Origin of the sequence: Enterococcus sp. DIV0802b (assembly GCF_050543535.1) — a bacterium.
Taxonomy (GTDB): domain Bacteria; phylum Bacillota; class Bacilli; order Lactobacillales; family Enterococcaceae; genus Enterococcus_D; species Enterococcus_D entomosocium.
In genome coordinates, this window is record NZ_CP172941.1 from 290,051 (window position 1) to 311,451 (window position 21,401).

Annotated in this window: 22 protein-coding genes; 19 read left to right on the plus strand and 3 right to left on the minus strand. The window is 43.9% G+C overall.

Translation table 11 applies throughout. The annotated features are described in order from the left end of the window. The first annotated feature begins 69 nt into the window (after nucleotides 1–69). The 10 genes from infA to truA all read left to right on the plus strand — a co-directional run bounded on the left by infA (nucleotide 70) and on the right by truA (nucleotide 6,345). Nucleotides 70–288 (plus strand): translation initiation factor IF-1, encoded by a 219-nt coding sequence (infA, locus tag IGJ12_RS01410; protein ID WP_002288695.1) that lies wholly within the window; start codon nucleotides 70–72, stop codon nucleotides 286–288. Between the two features lie 32 nt (nucleotides 289–320). Next, nucleotides 321–437 (plus strand): 50S ribosomal protein L36, encoded by a 117-nt coding sequence (rpmJ, locus tag IGJ12_RS01415; protein WP_002288710.1) that lies wholly within the window; start codon nucleotides 321–323, stop codon nucleotides 435–437. A 17-nt stretch (nucleotides 438–454) separates the two neighbouring features. Further along, complete coding sequence (gene rpsM, locus IGJ12_RS01420; RefSeq protein WP_005227102.1) at nucleotides 455–820, plus strand: 30S ribosomal protein S13; 366 nt, start codon at nucleotides 455–457, stop codon at nucleotides 818–820. A 27-nt stretch (nucleotides 821–847) separates the two neighbouring features. Beyond that, the gene (gene rpsK / locus IGJ12_RS01425) at nucleotides 848–1,237 is read left to right on the plus strand and encodes a 30S ribosomal protein S11 (RefSeq protein WP_005227104.1); all 390 of its coding nucleotides are present in this window, start codon (nucleotides 848–850) and stop codon (nucleotides 1,235–1,237) included. Between the two features lie 79 nt (nucleotides 1,238–1,316). Then, nucleotides 1,317–2,255: a DNA-directed RNA polymerase subunit alpha gene (locus tag IGJ12_RS01430; RefSeq protein ID WP_008376367.1), complete on the plus strand. Its 939-nt coding sequence runs from the start codon at nucleotides 1,317–1,319 to the stop codon at nucleotides 2,253–2,255. 70 nt (nucleotides 2,256–2,325) lie between these two features. Next, on the plus strand, nucleotides 2,326–2,706 hold the full coding sequence (gene rplQ / locus IGJ12_RS01435; RefSeq protein ID WP_003128038.1) for a 50S ribosomal protein L17: 381 nt from the start codon (nucleotides 2,326–2,328) through the stop codon (nucleotides 2,704–2,706). Between the two features lie 271 nt (nucleotides 2,707–2,977). Further along, nucleotides 2,978–3,814: an energy-coupling factor ABC transporter ATP-binding protein gene (locus tag IGJ12_RS01440; RefSeq protein ID WP_005227109.1), complete on the plus strand. Its 837-nt coding sequence runs from the start codon at nucleotides 2,978–2,980 to the stop codon at nucleotides 3,812–3,814. Beyond that, nucleotides 3,790–4,656, plus strand: a complete 867-nt coding sequence (locus IGJ12_RS01445; RefSeq protein WP_005232516.1) for an energy-coupling factor ABC transporter ATP-binding protein — start codon at nucleotides 3,790–3,792, stop codon at nucleotides 4,654–4,656. Before IGJ12_RS01440 ends, IGJ12_RS01445 begins: the two co-directional genes overlap by 25 nt. Further along, nucleotides 4,646–5,443, plus strand: coding sequence for an energy-coupling factor transporter transmembrane component T family protein (locus IGJ12_RS01450; RefSeq protein ID WP_005227113.1), 798 nt, complete (start codon nucleotides 4,646–4,648; stop codon nucleotides 5,441–5,443). The genes IGJ12_RS01445 and IGJ12_RS01450 overlap by 11 nt, the downstream gene beginning before the upstream one ends. A 155-nt stretch (nucleotides 5,444–5,598) precedes the next feature. Next, nucleotides 5,599–6,345, plus strand: coding sequence for a tRNA pseudouridine(38-40) synthase TruA (truA, locus tag IGJ12_RS01455; protein WP_010748617.1), 747 nt, complete (start codon nucleotides 5,599–5,601; stop codon nucleotides 6,343–6,345). Between the two features lie 57 nt (nucleotides 6,346–6,402). On the opposite strand, the gene IGJ12_RS01460 is transcribed toward truA, so the two are convergent. Then, entirely contained in the window at nucleotides 6,403–7,716 is a 1,314-nt protein-coding gene (locus tag IGJ12_RS01460; RefSeq protein WP_087664791.1) for an MFS transporter, read from the minus strand. A 302-nt stretch (nucleotides 7,717–8,018) separates the two neighbouring features. On the opposite strand from IGJ12_RS01460, the gene IGJ12_RS01465 reads away from it, so the two are divergent. Continuing rightward, nucleotides 8,019–9,005, plus strand: coding sequence for an Rgg/GadR/MutR family transcriptional regulator (locus IGJ12_RS01465; RefSeq protein WP_087664792.1), 987 nt, complete (start codon nucleotides 8,019–8,021; stop codon nucleotides 9,003–9,005). A 208-nt stretch (nucleotides 9,006–9,213) separates the two neighbouring features. Here the strand turns inward: IGJ12_RS01465 and IGJ12_RS01470 are convergent, their stop codons facing one another. Both IGJ12_RS01470 and rpmB read right to left on the minus strand, forming a co-directional pair. Then, nucleotides 9,214–11,862 (minus strand): YfhO family protein, encoded by a 2,649-nt coding sequence (locus IGJ12_RS01470; protein ID WP_087664793.1) that lies wholly within the window; start codon nucleotides 11,860–11,862, stop codon nucleotides 9,214–9,216. Nucleotides 11,863–12,024: 162 nt separating this feature from the next. Continuing rightward, nucleotides 12,025–12,213: a 50S ribosomal protein L28 gene (gene rpmB / locus IGJ12_RS01475; protein ID WP_005232504.1), complete on the minus strand. Its 189-nt coding sequence runs from the start codon at nucleotides 12,211–12,213 to the stop codon at nucleotides 12,025–12,027. Between the two features lie 266 nt (nucleotides 12,214–12,479). Here rpmB and IGJ12_RS01480 point away from each other — a divergent pair, with 266 nt between their 5' ends. The 8 genes from IGJ12_RS01480 to opp4B all read left to right on the plus strand — a co-directional run bounded on the left by IGJ12_RS01480 (nucleotide 12,480) and on the right by opp4B (nucleotide 21,362). Continuing rightward, complete coding sequence (locus tag IGJ12_RS01480) at nucleotides 12,480–12,842, plus strand: Asp23/Gls24 family envelope stress response protein (RefSeq protein WP_005227125.1); 363 nt, start codon at nucleotides 12,480–12,482, stop codon at nucleotides 12,840–12,842. Nucleotides 12,843–12,888: 46 nt separating this feature from the next. Beyond that, nucleotides 12,889–14,571 (plus strand): DAK2 domain-containing protein, encoded by a 1,683-nt coding sequence (locus tag IGJ12_RS01485; protein WP_005232500.1) that lies wholly within the window; start codon nucleotides 12,889–12,891, stop codon nucleotides 14,569–14,571. 111 nt (nucleotides 14,572–14,682) lie between these two features. Further along, the gene (gene recG, locus IGJ12_RS01490) at nucleotides 14,683–16,713 is read left to right on the plus strand and encodes an ATP-dependent DNA helicase RecG (RefSeq protein WP_034878138.1); all 2,031 of its coding nucleotides are present in this window, start codon (nucleotides 14,683–14,685) and stop codon (nucleotides 16,711–16,713) included. A 45-nt stretch (nucleotides 16,714–16,758) separates the two neighbouring features. Next, nucleotides 16,759–17,778: a phosphate acyltransferase PlsX gene (plsX, locus tag IGJ12_RS01495; protein ID WP_005232496.1), complete on the plus strand. Its 1,020-nt coding sequence runs from the start codon at nucleotides 16,759–16,761 to the stop codon at nucleotides 17,776–17,778. Nucleotides 17,779–17,888: 110 nt separating this feature from the next. After that, on the plus strand, nucleotides 17,889–18,131 hold the full coding sequence (gene acpP / locus IGJ12_RS01500) for an acyl carrier protein (protein WP_005227129.1): 243 nt from the start codon (nucleotides 17,889–17,891) through the stop codon (nucleotides 18,129–18,131). Between the two features lie 322 nt (nucleotides 18,132–18,453). Next, a complete protein-coding gene (locus IGJ12_RS01505) occupies nucleotides 18,454–19,461 on the plus strand; it encodes an ABC transporter ATP-binding protein (RefSeq protein WP_005232494.1) in 1,008 nt (335 codons plus the stop codon). After that, a complete protein-coding gene (locus IGJ12_RS01510; RefSeq protein WP_005232492.1) occupies nucleotides 19,462–20,406 on the plus strand; it encodes an ABC transporter ATP-binding protein in 945 nt (314 codons plus the stop codon). Then, complete coding sequence (gene opp4B, locus IGJ12_RS01515; protein ID WP_005227132.1) at nucleotides 20,406–21,362, plus strand: oligopeptide ABC transporter permease; 957 nt, start codon at nucleotides 20,406–20,408, stop codon at nucleotides 21,360–21,362. Before IGJ12_RS01510 ends, opp4B begins: the two co-directional genes overlap by 1 nt. Nucleotides 21,363–21,401: the final 39 nt, after the last annotated feature.

Sequence of the window (21,401 nt, forward strand, 5' to 3'; positions counted from 1 at the left end):
ATATCAGGTGGGAACCGAGTTTCCGCCATTTTATCGTGTGAAAATCACAAGTACAAGGAGGTACTGTGCGTGGCAAAAGAAGATATGATTGAAGTCGAAGGTACAGTCGTCGAAACTTTGCCGAATGCAATGTTTAAAGTAGAATTGGAAAACGGACACCAAGTTCTAGCGACCGTTTCTGGTAAGATTCGGATGCACTACATTCGTATTTTACCTGGAGACAAAGTAACGGTGGAATTATCCCCGTATGATCTGAACCGTGGCCGCATTACTTATCGCTTTAAATAATTGTACTCCGTAAAACCACAGGAGGTATTATCATGAAAGTAAGACCATCAGTAAAACCAATGTGCGAACATTGTAAAGTAATTCGTCGTAAAGGACGCGTTATGGTGATTTGCCCAGCAAATCCAAAACATAAACAACGTCAAGGATAATCGGAGGTGTAACAAATATGGCTCGTATTGCAGGAGTAGATATTCCTCGTGATAAACGTGTGGTCGTTTCACTTACTTATATCTATGGTATTGGTAACACGACTGCAAAACAAATTTTAGCTGACGCTGGCGTGTCTGAAGAAGTTCGTGTTCGTGATTTAACGAATGAACAAACAGATGCTATCCGTGCAGAAGTTGATAAATTAAAAGTTGAAGGTGACCTTCGTCGTGAAGTGAACTTAAACATCAAACGATTGATGGAAATCGGTTCTTACCGTGGGATCCGTCATCGCCGTGGATTGCCAGTTCGTGGACAAAACACGAAAAACAATGCACGTACTCGTAAAGGCCCGTCTAAAACAGTCGCAGGCAAGAAAAAATAATTCCTAAGTGAAGGAGGTTAAAACTTCATGGCAGCAAAAAAAGTGAGTCGTAAACGCCGTGTGAAAAAGAATATTGAAGCGGGTATTGCACATATTCACTCAACATTCAATAATACAATCGTAATGATCACTGATACTCATGGTAATGCATTAGCATGGTCATCAGCTGGTTCATTAGGTTTCAAAGGAAGCAAAAAATCTACTCCTTTTGCCGCTCAAATGGCAGCAGAAACAGCTACCAAAGCAGCAATGGAACACGGATTAAGAACTGTTGAAGTAACAGTTAAAGGACCTGGTTCTGGACGTGAAGCAGCAATTCGTTCATTACAAGCAGCAGGTTTGGAAGTGAGTGCGATCCGTGACGTGACTCCAGTCCCTCATAATGGATGCCGCCCTCCAAAACGCCGTCGTGTTTAATGAGTGCTGCTCATTTTGAGTGTAACAAATACGTCATTGAACAAGACACTTTTCGTTTTGAAAGGGGTAATAGATAAGAATGATTGAATTCGAAAAACCAAGAATCGCAAAGATTGATGAAGACAAAGATTATGGCAAGTTCATCGTGGAACCTCTTGAAAGAGGCTACGGAACTACACTAGGAAATTCCCTACGTCGTATTTTATTATCTTCTTTACCTGGTGCGGCAATCACCAATATTCAAATCGATGGAGTTTTACACGAATTCTCAACTGTTAAGGGTGTTCGGGAAGACGTTGCTCAAATCATCTTGAATATTAAAGGTCTTGCATTGAAAATGTACGGGGATGAAGAAAAGACCCTTGAAATTGATATTTCAGGACCTGCTACAGTAACTGCTGGCGATATCATCGTTGATAGTGATGTAGAAATCCTTAACAAAGATATGTATATCTGTACCGTTTCTGAAGGTGCTACGTTCCATGCTCGCTTAACAGTGAAACCTGGCCGCGGCTACGTTCAAGCGGACGAAAACAAAAAAGAAGACATGCCAATCGGCGTTCTTCCAGTCGATTCAATCTATACACCAGTACGTCGTGTCAACTACCAAGTAGAAAACACACGTGTCGGTCGTCGGGATGATTTCGACAAATTAACGATGGAAATATGGACTGATGGCTCAATCGAACCATTGGAAGCAATGAGTTTGTCTGCGAAGATCATGACTGAACATTTAGACATCTTTGTTAACCTAACTGATGAAGCGAAAAACGCTGAAATCATGGTTGAAAAAGAAGAAACACAAAAAGAAAAAATGTTGGAAATGACGATCGAAGAATTAGACTTATCTGTTCGTTCATACAACTGTCTAAAACGTGCAGGAATCAATACTGTACAAGAATTGACAAACAAATCTGAACCAGAAATGATCAAAGTAAGAAACTTAGGCCGTAAATCTCTTGAAGAGGTCAAAGTGAAATTACATGATTTAGGTTTAGGACTACGTAAAGACGATTAAACCGTTTTCGATTACGTTAGTTCGGTTCGTCTGACCGATACAACATTCGAAAGTGAAGGAGGGAAACCACGTGAGTTATCGTAAACTAGGACGCACATCTAGCCAACGTAAAGCGATGTTGCGTGATTTGACAACTGATTTATTCATTAACGAACGTATCGTTACGACTGAAGCTCGTGCGAAAGAAGTTCGTTCAACTGCAGAAAAAATGATCACTTTAGGTAAACGTGGTGATTTGCATGCACGTCGTCAAGCAGCAGCATTCGTTCGTAATGAAGTTGCAAGTGTACGTGAAGAAAACGAAGAAGTAGTTATTGAATCAGCATTACAAAAATTATTCAATGATATCGCTCCTCGTTACACAGATCGCCAAGGTGGATATACTCGTATCTTGAAAACAGAACCAAGACGCGGAGATGCTGCACCAATGGTTATCCTAGAACTTGTTTAAAATCACACTTATCATCACTTTATAGATGTTTACTAAGAGTGTTATGATGTTGGAAGAAACTTTCCGAGTCTAGCTCAGCGCCTACACCTCGATGTATTTCGAGGTGTACGCACTCATCATAAAGTGCTTTTTTTTTACTTTCGATTACCTGTCAAGACAGGTAATGGCAAGTGAAAAAAAGATCTGGAGACAAATCGTGCGTGAATCATTGAAAAACGTGCGCTTTTTTGGTAGTGTTAGAAAGAATTAATCGCAAATGAAGGAGTCTATCATGAAGCCAATCATTGAATTGAATGCTATTACTGTGCGTTATAGCGAAGAAGAGCGTGCCGCGTTAAATAACGTATCCTTTTCCATCAACAAAGGGGAATGGGTGGCGTTGATCGGCCATAACGGCTCTGGTAAATCAACTTTAGCAAAAACCATCAATGGCTTGATCTTGCCGCAAGAAGGCAGTGTTTCTGTCGGCGAATTGCCTTTGAATGAAGAAAATATCTGGAATATTCGAAAAATGGTCGGTATGGTCTTTCAAAACCCTGACAATCAATTCGTTGGTTCGACGGTGGAAGATGATGTGGCTTTCGGTTTAGAAAATCAAGGAATCCCGCGAGAAGAAATGCTGGTTCGTGTCAAAGACGCTCTGGAACAAGTACGGATGAGCGAGTTTGCGACCCGGGAACCCGCGCGTCTTTCTGGTGGTCAAAAACAGCGGGTAGCCATTGCTGGCGTCGTTGCATTGCGCCCAGATATCATCATTCTTGATGAAGCCACTAGTATGCTAGATCCAGAAGGTCGTGAAGAAGTGATCGCAACGATCAAAAAAATCAAAGAAAAAAACAATTTGACCGTGTTATCGATCACCCATGATATCGATGAAGCAGCCAACGCCAATCGGGTGCTGGTGATGCGTCAAGGAGAGCTCGTCCGCGAAGGGACACCCGCAGAGATTTTTTCTGCAGGTCCAGAACTGATTGAGCTAGGCTTAGATCTGCCATTTCCTGAAAAATTAAAGGCGGCACTAAAACAGCGGGGCGTCACGGTACCGCAAGCGTACTTAACTGAAGAAGGGATGGTGGATTGGCTATGGACATCCGTTTTGAACAAGTAGGATTCACCTACCAACCGCATTCTCCGTTTGAACAACGGGTTTTGTTCGATATTGATTTAGAGATCAAAGAAGGCTCTTATACCGCCTTAGTCGGTCATACAGGGAGCGGAAAATCTACGTTGTTGCAGCACTTGAATGCATTATTAAAACCAACGACTGGCACGGTCACGATCGGTGAGCGAGTCATCAAACCCGAGACAGACAACAAAAATCTAAAACCGTTACGTAAAAAAGTCGGGATCGTTTTTCAATTTCCTGAATCCCAATTATTTGAGGAAACTGTTGCGAGAGATATCGCTTTTGGACCGAAAAACTTTGGGGTCTCCGAAGAAGCAGCCAAAGGTTTAGCCCAAGAATACATTCAATTGGTAGGTTTAGATGAAAGTTTTCTGGAACGTTCACCATTTGACCTTTCAGGGGGCCAAATGCGCCGTGTAGCGATTGCTGGGGTCTTGGCTATGGAACCAGAAGTTTTGGTCTTAGACGAGCCGACAGCTGGCTTAGATCCACAAGGACGCAAAGAGATGATGGAAATGTTTGATCGCCTGCATCGGGAAAAGAACATGACGATCATTTTAGTGACCCACTTGATGGATGATGTGGCAAACTATGCTGATTATGTCTATGTGTTAGAAAAAGGCCGTCTCGTCAAAGCCGGCACGCCGTCTGTTGTGTTTCAAGACACTGCCTGGCTGCAAGAAAAGCAGCTAGGGGTACCGACAGCAACCGCATTTGCGGAGCAACTACAAGCCAGAGGATTGGCATTTGAGCAGTTGCCGCTAACGGCTGATGAACTGGCAGATGTTTTAGTAGCAAAGGGGGCGACTGCCCATGATGAATAAACTGATTTTCGGTCGTTTTATTCCTGGGGACTCCTTGATCCACCGTTTAGATCCACGAGTCAAATTGATTGCTAGTTTTTATTTTATCGCGATTATCTTTTTGGCGAATAATTGGCAAAGCTATTTATTAGCGGGTGCTTTTACGCTCTTTTGTATCTCCTTTTCAAAAATCGATTTTGGCTTCTTTATTCGAGGCGTGCGACCTTTGATTTGGCTGATTTTATTTACCGTGGCGTTACAGATTTTATTTACTACCGGCGGCGACGTCTACTGGTCTTGGTGGATCTTTAACATCACAGAATTTGGTGTCCAAAACGGGATCTTTATTTTTTGTCGTTTTGTTTTGATCATTTTCATGTCGACCTTGTTGACGTTAACGACACCCCCATTAGAGCTTTCAGATGCGATCGAATACATTTTGCGTCCTTTAAAAGCGATCCGTTTCCCTGTCCATGAAATCTCACTGATGCTGTCGATCGCGTTGCGCTTTGTGCCAACCTTGATGGATGAAACAGAAAAAATCATGAATGCTCAGCGTGCCCGCGGGGTCGATTTCGGCGAAGGGGGACTGTTGCAGAAGATGAAGGCGATCGTTCCTTTGTTGATTCCTTTATTTGTCAGCAGCTTTAACCGTGCGGAAGATCTAGCCACCGCTATGGAAGCCAGAGGCTATCAAGGCGGCGAAGGGCGTACGAAGTATCGGATTTTGCACTGGCATCAACGGGACACATTGGTTGTCATCGTTTTTGCGCTCTTTACAGTAGCGTTAGTGTTCTTAAGAGGATAATCGAAGACCTATGATTGAAGTCAACCCACGAAAGGTTCTTAACGAAGCAACGAGGCTGCTGGCGATCCCAGCGGCTGGTTCGAAAAGGCCTGTCGATCGATCAGACTTTTCTCATAGGCTTTTTTGTGAAAAAATAGAAAGAAACAGGTGATTAAATGGTCCGCTATAAAGCGACGATCGCTTATGATGGCACGAATTTTCAAGGATTTCAGCGTCAACCCAATGGACGAACGGTTCAAGAAGAGATTGAGAAGACATTAACGAAGATGAACAATGGGCAGCCGATTCAGATTCATGGCTCTGGCCGCACCGATGCGGGGGTCCATGCGCAAGGGCAAGTGATCCACTTCGATTTCCCTCAAAAGCGCCCACTGGAAAAAATGCGCTTTGGTTTAGATACCCAAACGCCAGAAGATGTTGCGGTAAAATCGGTGGAGATCGTTGACGATACCTTCCATGCCCGCTACTTAGTCGTTGAAAAAACCTACCAGTTTCGAGTGGACATTGGGAAACCTCGCAGTCCTTTCCGCCGCCATTATGCCAGCTATTATCCGTATCCGCTAGATTTGGAAAAAATCCAACGAGCGTTGCCAGATTTTTTAGGCACCCATGACTTTACCAGTTTTTGCGCGACGGGCAGTTCCGTCGATGACAAGACGCGGACGATCCATGAAGCGTCCATGGCGGTCAATGACGCTGGAGATGAGTTGATTTTCACCTTTCGCGGCGATGGATTTTTGTACAAGATGATCCGAATCATGGTGGGCACATTGCTGAAAATCGGCAATGGACGCCTCGCACCGGACAGTATTCCTGCGATCATTGCGCAAAAAGACCGAAATGCAGCAGGTCCCACAGCTCATCCAGAAGGATTGTATTTGGTTCACGTTGCCTATGAATAAGGAAAAACACAAGCTTCGCTGCTCTTGTCCAACAAGAGAAAGCGAAAGCTTGTGTTTTTATTTTTTCTCAGGCAAAACAGGGGCTGTTTCTTGCCAATCTTCAGTCCTTTCCGCAGCGTTTTTAGGCGCAGCAGTGGTGGGTGTTTTTTCTAAGGTACTGGCAGCGACTAAGGCAGCGATCGCTACTAAAAATGCAAAAAGCAAGTAAAGCAGCCAGCTCCAAGCAACGTGATAGCGATTGCCGATGCCTAAAAAGACCATTTGACCGACGGGTCCCCCTAGCATCACAATGGTGGAAAAGATCCCGCTGCTGATGGCGAGATGTTCTTCATCGATCTCACGAATCAGATGTGCCGAAAAGCGGGGATTGATTTTTCCAATCAGATAGCCTTCAGCAAAGAGCAGCACAATCATGAGCCAACGGTTATGCAGGAAGAGAAAATTCAAGGTCAACAGACATAAAACGAAAGAGGTATACGCAATCAAGCGAACCAAACCGGTATTCTTGAACCAGTCGGCAGCAAACAAGGCGCCAGCGACCATACCGATCGAAGTAGCGATGCCTGCCATCGCAACGGTGTTGCCATAAGTGGCAAACCAAAGCGCAAGGTCATCCAACAGCTGGAGATTTAGTAGACCGCTCGTACTAGCAGCTAAGGTATTGATCAGTAAGGCAAAGAGGATCATCTTTTTAAGAAAAGCCGTACCAGTCAATAATTTAAAAGTATCCGAGAAATTCTGAAAGAGTGGTGTTGCTGCTTGATTGATTTTCCCTGGCACCGCATAGAAGAGCGAGCGGTTCAGGAAGATCACGATCGCGGCTAAGAAAAACGTCACGGCATTGATCAAACCAAAAGCCGCAAAGTTATTATTCAGTAAAATGATCCCCCAAGCACCGATGCCTTGAAAGACGATTTGAACGGTGGTTTGACACGCCATTTGAAAGCCCATGGCACTGTCTAAGGAATCAGCAGGCACAAGACGGCGAACATAGGGCAGCTGTAACCCAGAACAATAAGCGCCCAAACAATCAGATACAATGTTGATGCCTAGCAAAAGGAAGAAAGACCATAAACTAGGCGGCAGTTGGATCAAAAAAGCGAGTGCCACAAAAAGGACTCCTTGTAATAGTCGACTGCTGATCATCCATTGCACTTTGTTTTTGGTACGATCGGCTAGATAGCCGGTCAGGATCCTTAAGAGATCAGGGACTAACAGTGCCATGGAGGCTAAGGAAACAGCAAGGGCATTAAAGGGTAATGTACTGGCATAAACTACAAAGACGATATTAAATAAACTCATGCCGATGCCGCTGAGTAAGGCGGCGTTGACTAAGGCACGATAGCCGTTGTTTTGTTGATATTCTTTCATCGAAATCATCCTTTCACGTTCTACGTTGTAAAATCAGTATAGGATGCTTTATACTAAGAAGAGAAAATAATCCACTATAGTGGAATTTAAATGTACCAGGAGCGTACCAGAGGTTACTGTCACGAGTGGTTAACAGCTAAAAGAGTGGCATGTAAATAAGGTGCCGCAGATTTTGTTCCTCAACATTTTATAGGTTTGAATCTAAATTTGAATCTAGAACAGGAAAATTTAATTGCGGAGCTTCATTCGTGAAGTGGGATTGGTTTGGTGTTTGTAGACCGATCGTTGTGAGGAGGATGGTTATGGAAGAAGGAAAACTGTACCGACAATTGCGCAAAGAGCGCGGCTATACGATCGCTCAAGTGGCGGATGAACAAAACAGTCGCTCGTTTATCAGTAAATTTGAGCAAGGTGCTTCAAGTATCAGTATTCATCGATTGGAACGCTTATTAGAAAATATCCATGTCACAGTGGAGGAGTTTTATTATTTGCGTGCGCAACAAAAGGGCGTAAAAGGTCACGACAACCTGATGAGCTTTCCCAGCTATATGACGAGCGAATTTATGGATTTACTGGATCGAATTTTAGGGATCAACAAAGAAGCTTATTTGAGTAACGCCCACGCCCAGAGAAGCAAAGAAGGGCTGGAGGAAATGCGTAGCGAACTGATCGCCGCTTCCAAACAGCATTCTTTTGTTTTTCTGTACCTTGAGATCACAAAGGAGATACATGAAATCAATCTCTCAGGTCCTAAACCCGATCACTCTTCTGGCGACTATATGGAAAAGCTACGCACCAAAACCCGCCCCGTCATTTCCTACCTTACGAAAGTAGACAACTGGGGCGTTTATGAGATTTTGCTGTTTCGTTATTTTCAATTCTTGTTTCCTGTCGAAACCTCCTATCACTTACTGCAGATCGCTATCTCTCGCACAAAAAAAGAACAAGGTTTGTCCTTGATGCGAGAAATTCAAATGGATTTGATTTTTAGTTGTTTTACGACGTTTGTCAATTTTCGCCGCCTGGAGTGGGCAAAAGAGGTGTTGACCATTTCAGAGGAATTATTGGCAGATCGCGGAGACATGCTAAACAGTACGCATCTTCTTTGCTATCAAGGATGGTACTGGTATATTTATGGCGATCAAGAAAAAGGACTGTTGAAAATCGATCAAGGGCTTTCGATCTTTCGCGTCTTAAAACAAACCAAAATGGTTAAATTATGGGAGCGATCGTTGCACTCCATCAAGAAAAATGCGGAAGAACCCAACAGTTATCTTATGTTTCGCTAAACGCTCTAAGGGCTAACGGGCTAGGCATTGCTCCCCGAATCGAAGGGGATCTAGCGGGTAATGGATGCTAAGACCACTAGAGCGAACAACTGCGGAACCTGAGCACAAAAAAGAACCAAACTCACCGATCATTGAGCGACACCCATAAGTCAGCTTTTGCTCTAACTTAAGGAGATCGCCTCAAAAAGACGAGTTGGTTCTTTTTCGATTAGGTTTCTGGTGGTTGATCCATGAGTTGGCGTTGGTTGTCCAAGACTTGCTTTTTGGCTACTTGTTTCTGGTAAAACCAAGCAAACAAGATAAACAATGCGATGCAGCCAAAGAACAAGCAAACACCGATAACAAAGCCTTGCGGTAAGAAGGACAGTTCCAAGTGATGGGTGCCACTTGGGATCGTCACACTGATAAAGCCATCTTGAAAGGCCGTGATTGGGACTTCTTTGCCGTCAAGCGTAGCAGTCCAGCCCTTGTCATAAGGGATGGTTGTTACAAGCTGCTGCTCTTTTTCAGTCGTGATGTCGGCTTTGGCACTGCGTTTGCCGACAGTCATAGCGACCCCTCGTTCTTGGATCGCATCAATTGCTTGTTGGTAGGCGTTGGTATTCAAGGTCACGACTTGCGGGTTTTGGAAGGAGATTTCAGGCGTTCCGTAGAAGCTGACGGTGAATTGAACCGTCGTATCGGTCTCATAATGTCCTAAGTCGTAGTATTGACCGTTGATACTGATTTGCGTTTCTCGCTGCTGACCGTTGACTGTCACGGTGGCAGATGAGCTTTCCAATTCTCCGAAGTTGGCAGGGAAGAGACTCAAGTACGCTTGCGAGTTCGCCGGAACCTCCACTTGCCAAGTCACTTCTTTTGCGACATTGCTTTCTTGCTCAGTAAATTTCATATACATGCCGTCATTGGTGATATCTGTATTTTTACTATGGATCACCGTGATCGGCTGAAAGGCAAAATACTCTAAATTTAAATCGGCCAAGCCATTGAAAAGATTTTTCTGGCTCGTCAAGTTGTCGTTTTGCGGCTGTTCAATCGATTCGATGGTCGGTTCAGCCAAGAAACCTAGAGGTAACGCATTTTGATTTTCATAGAGCTTGTATTCACCAGATTCTCCGACTCGTTGAAAGCCGTATTTGGTGAGATTTGGCTTGGAGATATTGTATTTGATTCCTGTAAAAGCATCCATCAGCAAGGTATTATTCGGATAGCGGATATTTAAATTGGTGCCGCGAGACCGAAAGCCCAGCTTATCCAGGTAGCTTGAGGAATTGCGGTTACGAATTGAAGAAAACATGCTGACCCCGCTGTAGCCATAATTGATACTGTCGTTGGAAGAAACAGGATCAAGGTTTTCTAATCGGAAAAAGGTATCATTGTCTTCGTTGGCTTGAGTGACTAGTTTTTTGATGTCCGGATAAGGTTCTGTATACAAACTACGAGAAGCATAGTTCCAATCATTCAAAATTCCGCGAACCATGCCGCTCGTATTGACGGCCATTTCTCCGCAGACGAAGATCAGCATCAAGATCGTCACTCGTTTTTGTGTTAAAAGACCTAATTGCCCGAACCCAATACATAACAAGTAAAGAACAAAGAATACGATCGTTAGCGCAAAGGAAGTAGCGGAAACATATTCATAGGTTCCGGCTCCTTTCAATGCGTAGGAGAGGGCAAATACCACGATCGTAGAAAGACCAATAATGAGAAACAATCCGCGATCTTTTTGCTGAAGTTGCTCCCATCCGTATCCCGCCAGCATGATCACTAAGAAGGAGAACAAATAGGCATAGCGGAAAAGGAACATATTTGGGGCATGCATCCCATGCCAAAAAAGATTCATCGGCACGATATAAAAACTGGCGATCAAAACAGCAAACATGCCAGCGTATAAGAATTTATCTTTCAAGCGGATTTTCTTCGAAACAAAATATAAAATACACAACAGCAACGGCAATAAGCCGATATAGATGAAGGGAATGGAGCCGTATTTTGTCGTATCGTAAACACCGATCATGTTTTTCATCACGAGATCAAAGACATCGGTGGCTTCGGTTTTAAAGGAAGAAATCGTCGTCAATTCTTCCCCGTTCGACCGCAAATCTAATAAGGCAGGTAAGATGATCACCATTGAGGCGCCGCCAGCTAACAAAGAGGTGATGCCGTAAGGAATGATCGCCCCGCGAGCTTGCTTCCAGTTGCGACCCAATTGAACCAAGAAATACATCACGGAAAAGAGACCGATCATAAAGCCCATGTAAAAACTGGATAAAAATAACAGCAGATAACTGATAAATAACACGACTGTTTTTTTCTTTTTCACTAACCGGTCAATACCTAAAATCACTAGCGGTAGATAGATCATGGCATCAAGCCACATGATCAGTTCCGAATGGGCGGTGATGAAGGACATCAAGGCATAACAGACTGCTAAGGTCACATGCTGCCAACGTTGGATCTTAAAGGTTTGGCTGGCATAGAACCAAAACGCCAAGCCCGCACTGCCGATTTTGATCAAGGTTAAAAAGTACAGCGCATCTGGCATTAGCTGATTTGGGAAAAATAAGACGAGGGGAGTGAAGATTCCCCCTAAATAATAGGAGATCAATGCCAGATAATTTAAGCCTAAAGAGGCGTTCCATGTATAAAAGATACTTTGCTTGCCTAAGAGCATATTGCGAAAGCTGGCATGAAAGTTTGAGAATTGCGAAAAGGCATCACTGGCTAAGACACTGCGGCTGCTGCCGGGGTAGATACCGATGGTCAAATAGATCACTGCCATGATAAGAAACGGCAAGAAGAAACTAGCAAGCATATAAGGCCAATGTTGTTTGGCAAATGTTTTTATTTTCGTCACAAGAAGTCACCTGTTCTTTATCAATTTTTTCTTAGTTTACCACAGGTGAATCGATTAAAAAAACAAAGACCTATTTTCTTTAATGAAAACCTAAGTGAAAGCGCACCAAAGAAAAAAGGGTACAAAAAAAGCCGTTCAAAACGAACGGCCGAAAAGGTCTAATTATACGCGCTCAACTTTTCCAGATTTCAAAGCACGAGTTGACACCCAAACTTTTTTAGGTTTTCCGTCAATCATAACGCGAACTTTTTGCAAGTTAGGTTTCACAGTACGTTTTGTCGCATTCATTGCGTGAGAACGATTGTTTCCACTTGCAGTTTTACGTCCAGTAAAGTAACAAACTTTAGCCATGTGGTTATTTCCTCCTTTGCCTTGATGTTGGAGCGCTATTTCAGCTCATACCATCTGAATTTATCACAGAAAGGTGAAAAAAGCAAGAGTAATCTTCAAGAAACATTGACTTTTCCCAGTAAACATTGTAAATTAAACAAGGTCGAAATGCAAGACGTTTGGTCAGAAAGCCCCTTTTCATATGTCTCATCCTTTTATTTGCGGTACAGCTATGATAAAATATGTAAGAAGAAAGATGGGTCATGCCCATTGAAGGAGGCTATAAAATGGCTGTAAAAATTCAAACCTCATCAGGTATTATTGAAATCAGCAATGAAGTCATTGCAACAGTGGTCGGAGGCGCAGCAACAGATGTGTTCGGCATTGTTGGTATGGCTAGCAAGAAACAAATCAAAGATAACATCAATGAAATTTTACGAAAAGAAAATTATTCTCGCGGTGTCGTTGTCCGCCAAGAAGAAAACGGCATTGCAGTGGATGTATACACGATTGTTAGCTATGGAACAAAAATTTCCGAAGTTTCCCGCAACGTGCAGGAAAAAGTGAAATACAACTTAGAAACGATGCTAGGTGTATCTGCGAACTCGGTAAATGTATTTGTTCAAGGCGTACGTGTACTGCCAGATTAGGCAAGGGATCCGTTCATGGCGGATGATTTTAAGGAGGACTATCTAAGTGAAGGTAACGAATATCAGCGCAAGTCAGTTTCAAGAAATGGTGCAGGCAGGCGCGGCTCGTCTACAAGTTAATGCAGAGTTTGTCAACTCATTGAATGTGTTTCCTGTTCCAGATGGAGACACCGGGACAAACATGAATCTATCCATGACCAGTGGAGCAAAAGCTGTCGCAGATGCGACTTCAGAAAACGTCGGCGATCTTGCCGCTACACTTTCAAAAGGACTATTGATGGGCGCACGTGGGAATTCCGGCGTCATTTTGTCTCAATTATTCCGCGGTTTTTCTAAAGCTATCCCGACCGCAGAAACACTCACTGCACCAGAATTGGCTCAAGCCTTTACTCATGGAGTAGAAACCGCCTATAAAGCAGTCATGAAACCTGTGGAAGGAACCATCTTGACTGTGGCACGCATCTCAGCTGAATATGGCGAGAAAAAAGCACAAACTACCGATGATTGTATCGAAGTGATGAAAGCCGTGGTTCACGGCGCAAAACGTTCATTGGCGAAAACCCCTGATCTATTGCCCGTCTTAAAAGAAGTCGGCGTGGTAGATAGCGGCGGTCAAGGATTGTTGTTTATCTATGAAGGCTTCTTAAATGCATTGACTGGGGAATACCCAGCCGATGAAATCTTCGAACCTTCCCCAGCGGCTATGGACGAAATGGTCAATGCCGAACATCATCGCAGCGTTCAAGGGCACTTAGCGACAGAAGACATCACCTTTGGTTACTGTACAGAAATCATGGTGAAGATCGGTGAAGGTCCGACTGTAGATAGTGAATTTGATTATGAAACATTCCGTAATTACTTAAACGAGTTAGGGGATTCCTTATTAGTGGTCAATGACGATGAGATCATCAAAGTCCATGTCCATACGGAACATCCCGGCGAAGTTATGAATTATGGTCAAAAATTTGGCTCGTTGGTGAAAATCAAAGTCGATAACATGCGTCTTCAGCATGAAACGATCTTGGAACACGATCAGCAAGAAGCAAAAACTGCACCAGTAAAACGTCCGCGGACACCATTTGCGATCATCGCGATCGCGGCTGGCGAAGGCTTGAAAGAATTGTTTACTAGCCTAGGCGCTTCTTATGTCATCAGTGGTGGCCAAACGATGAACCCAAGTACAGAAGACATTTTGGTGGCAATCAATGAAGTCAATGCTGATCAAGTGATCGTATTACCGAACAACAAAAATATCTTTATGGCTGCGCAGCAAGCAGCGGAAGTTTCCGAGATTCCAGTAGCGGTTGTTGAAACACGGACGATCTCTCAAGGGATGACGGCGATGCTAGCCTTCCACGAGCAATCCACACTAGCTGAAAACCAGCAAGCGATGACTGATGTCTTAGCAAGTGTTGTCAGTGGCTCAGTGACCCATGCGATCCGTAATACATCAATTGATGGCATCGAAATCACAGAAGGCGACTTCTTAGGAATGGTGGACGGCAAAATCGTTGTTTCTGTTCCCGATCGTTTCTCTGCTTCTATGACTACCTTAGAAAAAATGATCACAGAAGATACTGAGATCGTCACCATCATTATCGGTGAAGAAGGCAAAGCCAAAGAAGCAGCGAAAATCGAAGAAGCGATCGTTGAACTGCATCCTGAGATCGAAGTAGAGATCCATCAAGGAGATCAGCCGGTTTATCCATATCTTTTCTCAGCAGAATAAACAAATTAGGCGGCGGGGGCAAAAATCATAGATGATTTTTGGCTCCGTCTTTTTCTATGAATGCAGGAACCTCTGCAATAAACAAAATCACTTTGGAAAAGGAGGGTACCTATGCTAAATCAGCCACTTACGGTATTAAAGGGTGTCGGGGAAAAACGCGCCCAAGACTTGGCAAGTTTAGGGATCGAAACCATCGAAGACCTGCTGAAGTATTATCCGTTTCGTTATGAAGACATTCAAGAACGGCAATTAGCGGAGATTCAAGACCAAGAAAAAGTAACGATCAAGGGGATCGTCGTTTCCCCGCCGGTCGTCAATCGCTTTGGTTATAAGAAAAGTCGGTTGCAATTTCGCATGATGCAAGACCACGATGTCTTTAATGTCTCCTTTTTCAATCAGCCTTATTTGAAGGATAAAGTAGAGGTTTCAGAAGAGATCGCCGTCTATGGCAAATGGGACGCCAAACGCAAAGGACTGACGGGGATGAAAATTCTCGGCAGCAAGAGCGCAGAAGACTTTGCCCCAATTTATCATGTCAATAAAGTCGTGCGTCAAAGTGTGTTGATCGAACTGATCAAACAGGCATTTCTTGATTTTGGTGATCAGATCACAGAGATCTTGCCTTTGTCATTGATCGAAAAATATCGCTTGTTGGATCGGAAATCCGCGATGTTTGCAATGCATTTTCCCAAAGATCCCCAAGAGAGCCATCAAGCGAAGCGTCGGGTGATTTTTGAAGAGTTCTTTTTGTTCCAAATGCAGATCCAAGGACTGAAGAAAAGCGAAAAAGCCGAGAAAAACGGCTTGGCGATCGATTATGATGTGCAACGCTTGAAAGAATTTACTCGTAAACTGCCCTTTGAATTGACGAATGCGCAAAAGCGCGTGACCAATGAAATCTGCCATGACCTGAAAAGTCCGCAGCACATGCAGCGGCTCTTGCAAGGAGATGTAGGGAGCGGGAAAACAGTCGTTGCGGCGATCACCCTCTATGCTACGATGACGGCTGGCTTTCAGGGCGCACTGATGGTGCCGACTGAAATTTTGGCCCAACAGCACCTAGAAAGCTTGAATCAACTCTTTGACCCCTTAGAAGTGACCACCGCTCTTTTGACAGGCTCGACCAAACCAAAAGAACGGCGGGTCATCTTAGAACAATTAGCAGCCGGGGAGATCGATATCATCGTTGGGACCCATGCGCTGATCCAAGAAGGGGTAGACTTTGCACATCTTGGCTTAGTCATCACCGATGAACAACACCGTTTTGGGGTCAATCAGCGAAAAGTCTTAAGGGAAAAAGGCTATCTGCCTGATGTGCTCTTTATGACCGCCACACCAATCCCACGTACGCTAGCGATCACGGCTTATGGCGAAATGGATGTTTCGGTGATCGATGAGATGCCGGCAGGACGGATTCCTGTAGAGACGCGCTGGGTCCGGCCACCGCAGTTTGAATCGATCTTAGAGTGGGCGCAAAAAGAATTGGCCCAAGGGCATCAGATGTATGTCATCTGTCCTTTGATCGAAGAATCCGAAATGCTGGATGTCAAGAATGCCACGGAGATTTATGAGCAGCTACAAAGTTATTTTTCCCCAACCTATCAAGTAGGGATGCTGCACGGGAAAATGAAGAATCAAGAAAAAGACACTATTATGGAAGCATTCAAAGAAAATCAACTGCAGATCTTGGTTTCCACGACGGTCATCGAAGTAGGGGTCAATGTTCCCAATGCGACAGTGATGCTGATCATCGATGCTGATCGTTTCGGATTAGCCCAGCTCCACCAATTACGTGGACGGGTAGGACGCGGCGCCGATGCTTCTTACTGTATTTTGATCGCGAACCCGAAAAATGAGACGGGGGTCGAACGAATGAAAATCATGACAGAAACCACCAACGGCTTTGTAGTCAGCGAAAAAGACTTGCAGTTGCGGGGGCCAGGAGAAGTCTTCGGCAATCGACAATCGGGCTTGCCAGAGTTTGCGGCTGCCGATTTGGTCGCGGATGCCCATATTCTAGAAGTGGCACAAGTCGAAGCTACCCAGCTTTGGCAAAAAAACGGCTGGCAGCTGTTGCCAGAATTTTCGGCATTGGCGAACTATTTGGCAGCAAAAAAAGCAGACAAACAATTTTTTGATTAAAGAATATGCTATACTGATTGGGAAAATGAAGGGAGTGGCAGCGAGATGCGGATTGCTGTTGATGCAATGGGCGGAGACAACGCCCCAAAAGCGATCGTAGAAGGAGTCATGCTGGCGAAAAAAGACTTTCCAGAGATTGAATTCCTCCTTTACGGAAAAGAAAATGAAATCAAAAAATACATGACGGATGATAAAAATGTCACTATCATCCACACAGATGAAAAAATCAATAGTGATGACGAACCCGTCAAAGCAATCAGACGGAAAAAAACCGCTTCAATGGTCTTAGCGGCACAAGCAGTGAAAAATGGCGAAGCAGATGCGATTTTTTCAGCTGGAAATACCGGTGCCTTGTTAGCGGCTGGTTTGTTTATTGTCGGTCGGATCAAAGGAATCGATCGTCCAGGATTGATGTCCACAATGCCAGTGATCGGCAAAGATGCTGGCTTTGATATGCTGGATCTAGGTGCCAATGCCGACAATAAACCAGAACATTTGGCAAACTATGCCGTCTTAGGATCCTTTTACGCCCAAAAAGTTCGTGGGATCAATCGACCACGGGTCGGCTTGTTAAATAACGGAACGGAAGAAACCAAAGGTAGTGAATTAACGAAAAAAGCCTTTGAACTGCTGTCAGCGGATCCTACGATCCACTTTATCGGCAATGTCGAAGCCCGGGAATTACTGGATGGTGCAGCTGACGTCGTCGTGACAGATGGCTTTACTGGGAACGCTGTTTTGAAATCGATCGAAGGAACCGCCTTGAACTTGATGGCGTTGTTGAAACAATCGATTCTTGATTCAGGTACCAAAGGAAAATTAGGCGCATTGTTACTGAAAGATGCATTGCGGAAAGTGAAAAATGAAATGGATTATGCGAAACATGGCGGGGCCGTATTGTTTGGTTTGAAAGCACCAGTCATCAAAACCCATGGTGCGACAGGACCAGAAGCGGTAGCGTACACCATCAAGCAGATCCATACGATGCTAGCAACAGATGTCGTGGCACAATTGGTCGCCCACTTTGAAGAAATGCCGGCTGCAAAAGACGAAACGCAATCATAATGCAATCATTGTAATGAAATTGCAAAAAAATCTAGACAAAAAGCATAGAAAGCAGTACAATGTTTGTTAGCCATTCTATGTTTTGTGCAAACGCGTGGAGGTGAAGCCAGTTGACACGAGATGAAGTATTCAAGAAAGTTGCGGTCGTGATCGCCAATCATTTTGAAATTGACGCAGAGAACGTAACGGATACGATGAGCATTAAAGACGACTTGAACGCTGATTCGATCAGTGTGATGGAATTCGTCCTTGAACTAGAAGATGAATTTGGTACCGAGATTTCTGATGAAGATGCCGAGCAGATCGAAACAGTCGGTGGAGCGGTTGATTATATTTCAAGCCATCTTGCTTAAGACAGACATAAGAGCTAAGTCCTAGATGACTTAGCTCTTTCTTTCTCATAATTGATCCGCTGTGATTTGGGCGGCTTTTCTTTAGAATCGAAATCAAAAAAACGATCGTTAAACCTGACATGACGGCGTTGGAAGCGTAATGTAAATTTTCTGAAAATTCAGTGTATTAAGTTTTCTGGGACTTGCATTATTGTTAGCATTTCTATATAATTATTAAGAATATATTATACAATGTTAAGAAAGCTTTTGGAAATGAAATGCATGTTCCTTCTTTTTTACATTAAAACGCAAGACATCTTAGAAAGTAGAGAGGGGTATTCGATTGTCCAGAGATAATCAATTACTAGATGTTCAAAACCTTCACACAGGTTTTCGTATCAAAGACGATTACTATGACGCAGTAGATGGTATTTCTTTTACACTGGATCGTAATGAGATCTTAGCAATCGTAGGAGAATCTGGTTGCGGAAAAAGTACGTTGGCTACAACGATCATGGGGCTACATGACCCAAACAACACGAAAATCACTGGGGAAATCTTATATAAAGATTTAAACTTGTCAAACTTAAATGAAACGTTATACAACAAAATTCGCGGAAATGATATTGGGATGATTTTCCAAGATCCGTTGTCTGCACTGAATCCGTTGATGCGGATCGAAGACCAAATCAAAGAAGGTTTGTCTTATCATACAGATATGAATGCCGAACAGCGCCAAGCACGAGCATTAGAATTATTAGAACAAGTTGGGATTCCAAATCCGCCACGTGTAGGACGTCAATACCCTCATGAATTGTCTGGTGGGATGCGTCAGCGGGTCATCATCGCGATCGCGATTGCTTGTAAACCGCCAATCATCATTGCGGATGAGCCAACGACAGCGTTGGACGTGACGATCCAAGCACAGATCCTTGATCTACTAAAAGATTTGCAAGAAGAAACGCAAACGGGGATCATTTTGATCACCCACGATTTAGGTGTCGTAGCAGAGATGGCCGACCGAGTAGCCGTAATGTATGGGGGACAGTTTGTGGAAGTCGCATCAGCCGAAGAGTTGTTTGCCAATCCGAAACATCCATACACCCGCTCATTGCTTAACTCGATCCCTCAAGAAAATTCTCAAGACAGTGAACTGCATGTGATCGAAGGGGTGGTTCCTTCCTTGAAAAATATGCCTCGGACTGGTTGTCGGTTTGCTGCACGGATTCCTTGGATCCCTGAAAGCGACCACGAAGCAAACCCAGTCTTGCATGAAGTAGCACCTGATCATTTGGTCCGTTGCACATGCTACAAGCATTTTCATTTTAGAGACGAAGAAGGAGAAGTGTAGATGACAGAATTAATTACAATCAAAGATCTGAAAGTCCACTATCCTATTCGCAGCGGATTCTTCAACCGCGTCACGGATCACGTGTACGCCGTTGATGGTGTGGACTTCGTCATTGAAAAAGGAAAAACCTACGGATTGGTTGGTGAGTCTGGTTCTGGTAAATCCACAACTGGGAAAGCTATCGTTGGGTTAGAAAAAATCACTAGCGGCGAAATCATTTATGATGGGCAAGACGTGACTAAACGTTCTGTCCGCAAGAAAATGAACTACAACAAAGATGTCCAAATGATTTTCCAAGATTCAATGTCTAGCTTGAATCCTAAAAAACGTGTGGTGGACATTATCGCAGAACCATTGCGCAACTTTGAACGCTTAAGCGATCAAGAAGAGAAAACACGTGTGAAAAGTTTGTTGGATATCGTTGGGATGCCAGAAGATGCCCTATACAAATATCCTCATGAATTCTCTGGCGGACAACGTCAACGGTTAGGGGTTGCCCGTGCGGTAGCTTCCAATCCAAAACTGATCGTCGCCGATGAGCCGGTTTCAGCTCTTGACTTATCCGTGCAAGCACAGGTACTGAACTTTATGAAACGGATCCAGCAAGAATTCGGCTTAAGTTTCTTATTTATCTCTCATGACTTAGGGGTCGTAAAACATATGTGCGACAATATCGCCATCATGTACAAAGGCCGCTTCGTTGAGATCGGGACTCGGGAAGATATCTACCAAGACCCGCGTCACATCTATACAAAACGTTTATTATCAGCGATTCCTCAAATCGACGTAAAAAATCGCGATGCTCACAAAGAAAACCGCCGCAAGGTCGAGTTGGAATATGTGACCCATCAAAAAGATTACTACGACGAATCTGGCAGAGTGTATGACTTGCGTAAAATCACCGAGTCGCACCAAGTCGCATTGAAAAACGGGGGTGCTGAATAATGTGGAAAACAATTCTACGTCGTTTGTTGTTGATGATCCCACAAGTCATTATTTTGAGTATCTTGATTTTCTTGATCGCACAAGCAATGCCTGGGGATCCATTTACTGGTTTGATCAATCCAAACCAAGATCCAGCTGTTATTGAGCGGATGCGTGAAGCCGCTGGTTTGAATGACCCATGGTATACCCAGTATTTCCGTTGGATCGGAAATGCCTTAAAAGGGGACTTTGGACAAAGCTTCATCTTTAAATTGCCTGTTTCAACATTATTAGCAGGACGTATCAGCAATACATTGTGGTTATCTTTATTGACGGTCATTTTGACTTACGTGATTGCCATTCCTTTAGGGATGTGGGCAGGACGTTACCAAAATTCATTGCTTGATAAAGTCGTCGTTGTTTACAACTTCTTCAGTTTCGCCGTACCGTTGTTTATCTTTGCGTTGATCGCATTGTTCATCTTCGGTTACCGATTGGCTTGGTTCCCAACGGGTGGTTCCGTTGCACCGGGGGTCAGCGGCATGGCTGAGTTTTGGAGTCGCTTGTATCACCTACTATTACCGGCAATCACTTCTGCATTATTAGGAACAGCAGTGACGATCCAATACTTGCGAAGTGAAGTCATTGATTCGAAATCATTGGATTTCGTTCGTACCGCTCGTTCAAAAGGGGTACCAACGAACAAAGTCTTCTCACGTCACGTTTTCCGGAATGCATCGTTGCCGATCGCATCACAAATGGGCTACGAGATCACGTCATTGATCGCAGGTTCTGTGGTCATTGAGAAAATCTTCGCCTACCCAGGTGTCGGAAAACTGTTTATCGATAGTATCGTCCAACGGGACTATGCCGTGATCACTTCACTGACATTGATCTTAGGACTAGCGACCTTGATCGGTACGCTGCTGTCAGATATCATCATGAGTATTGTCGATCCAAGAATCAGAATCCAGTAATAGGAGGGGATAAATGTGTCTGAAAAGAAAGAAAAAGTA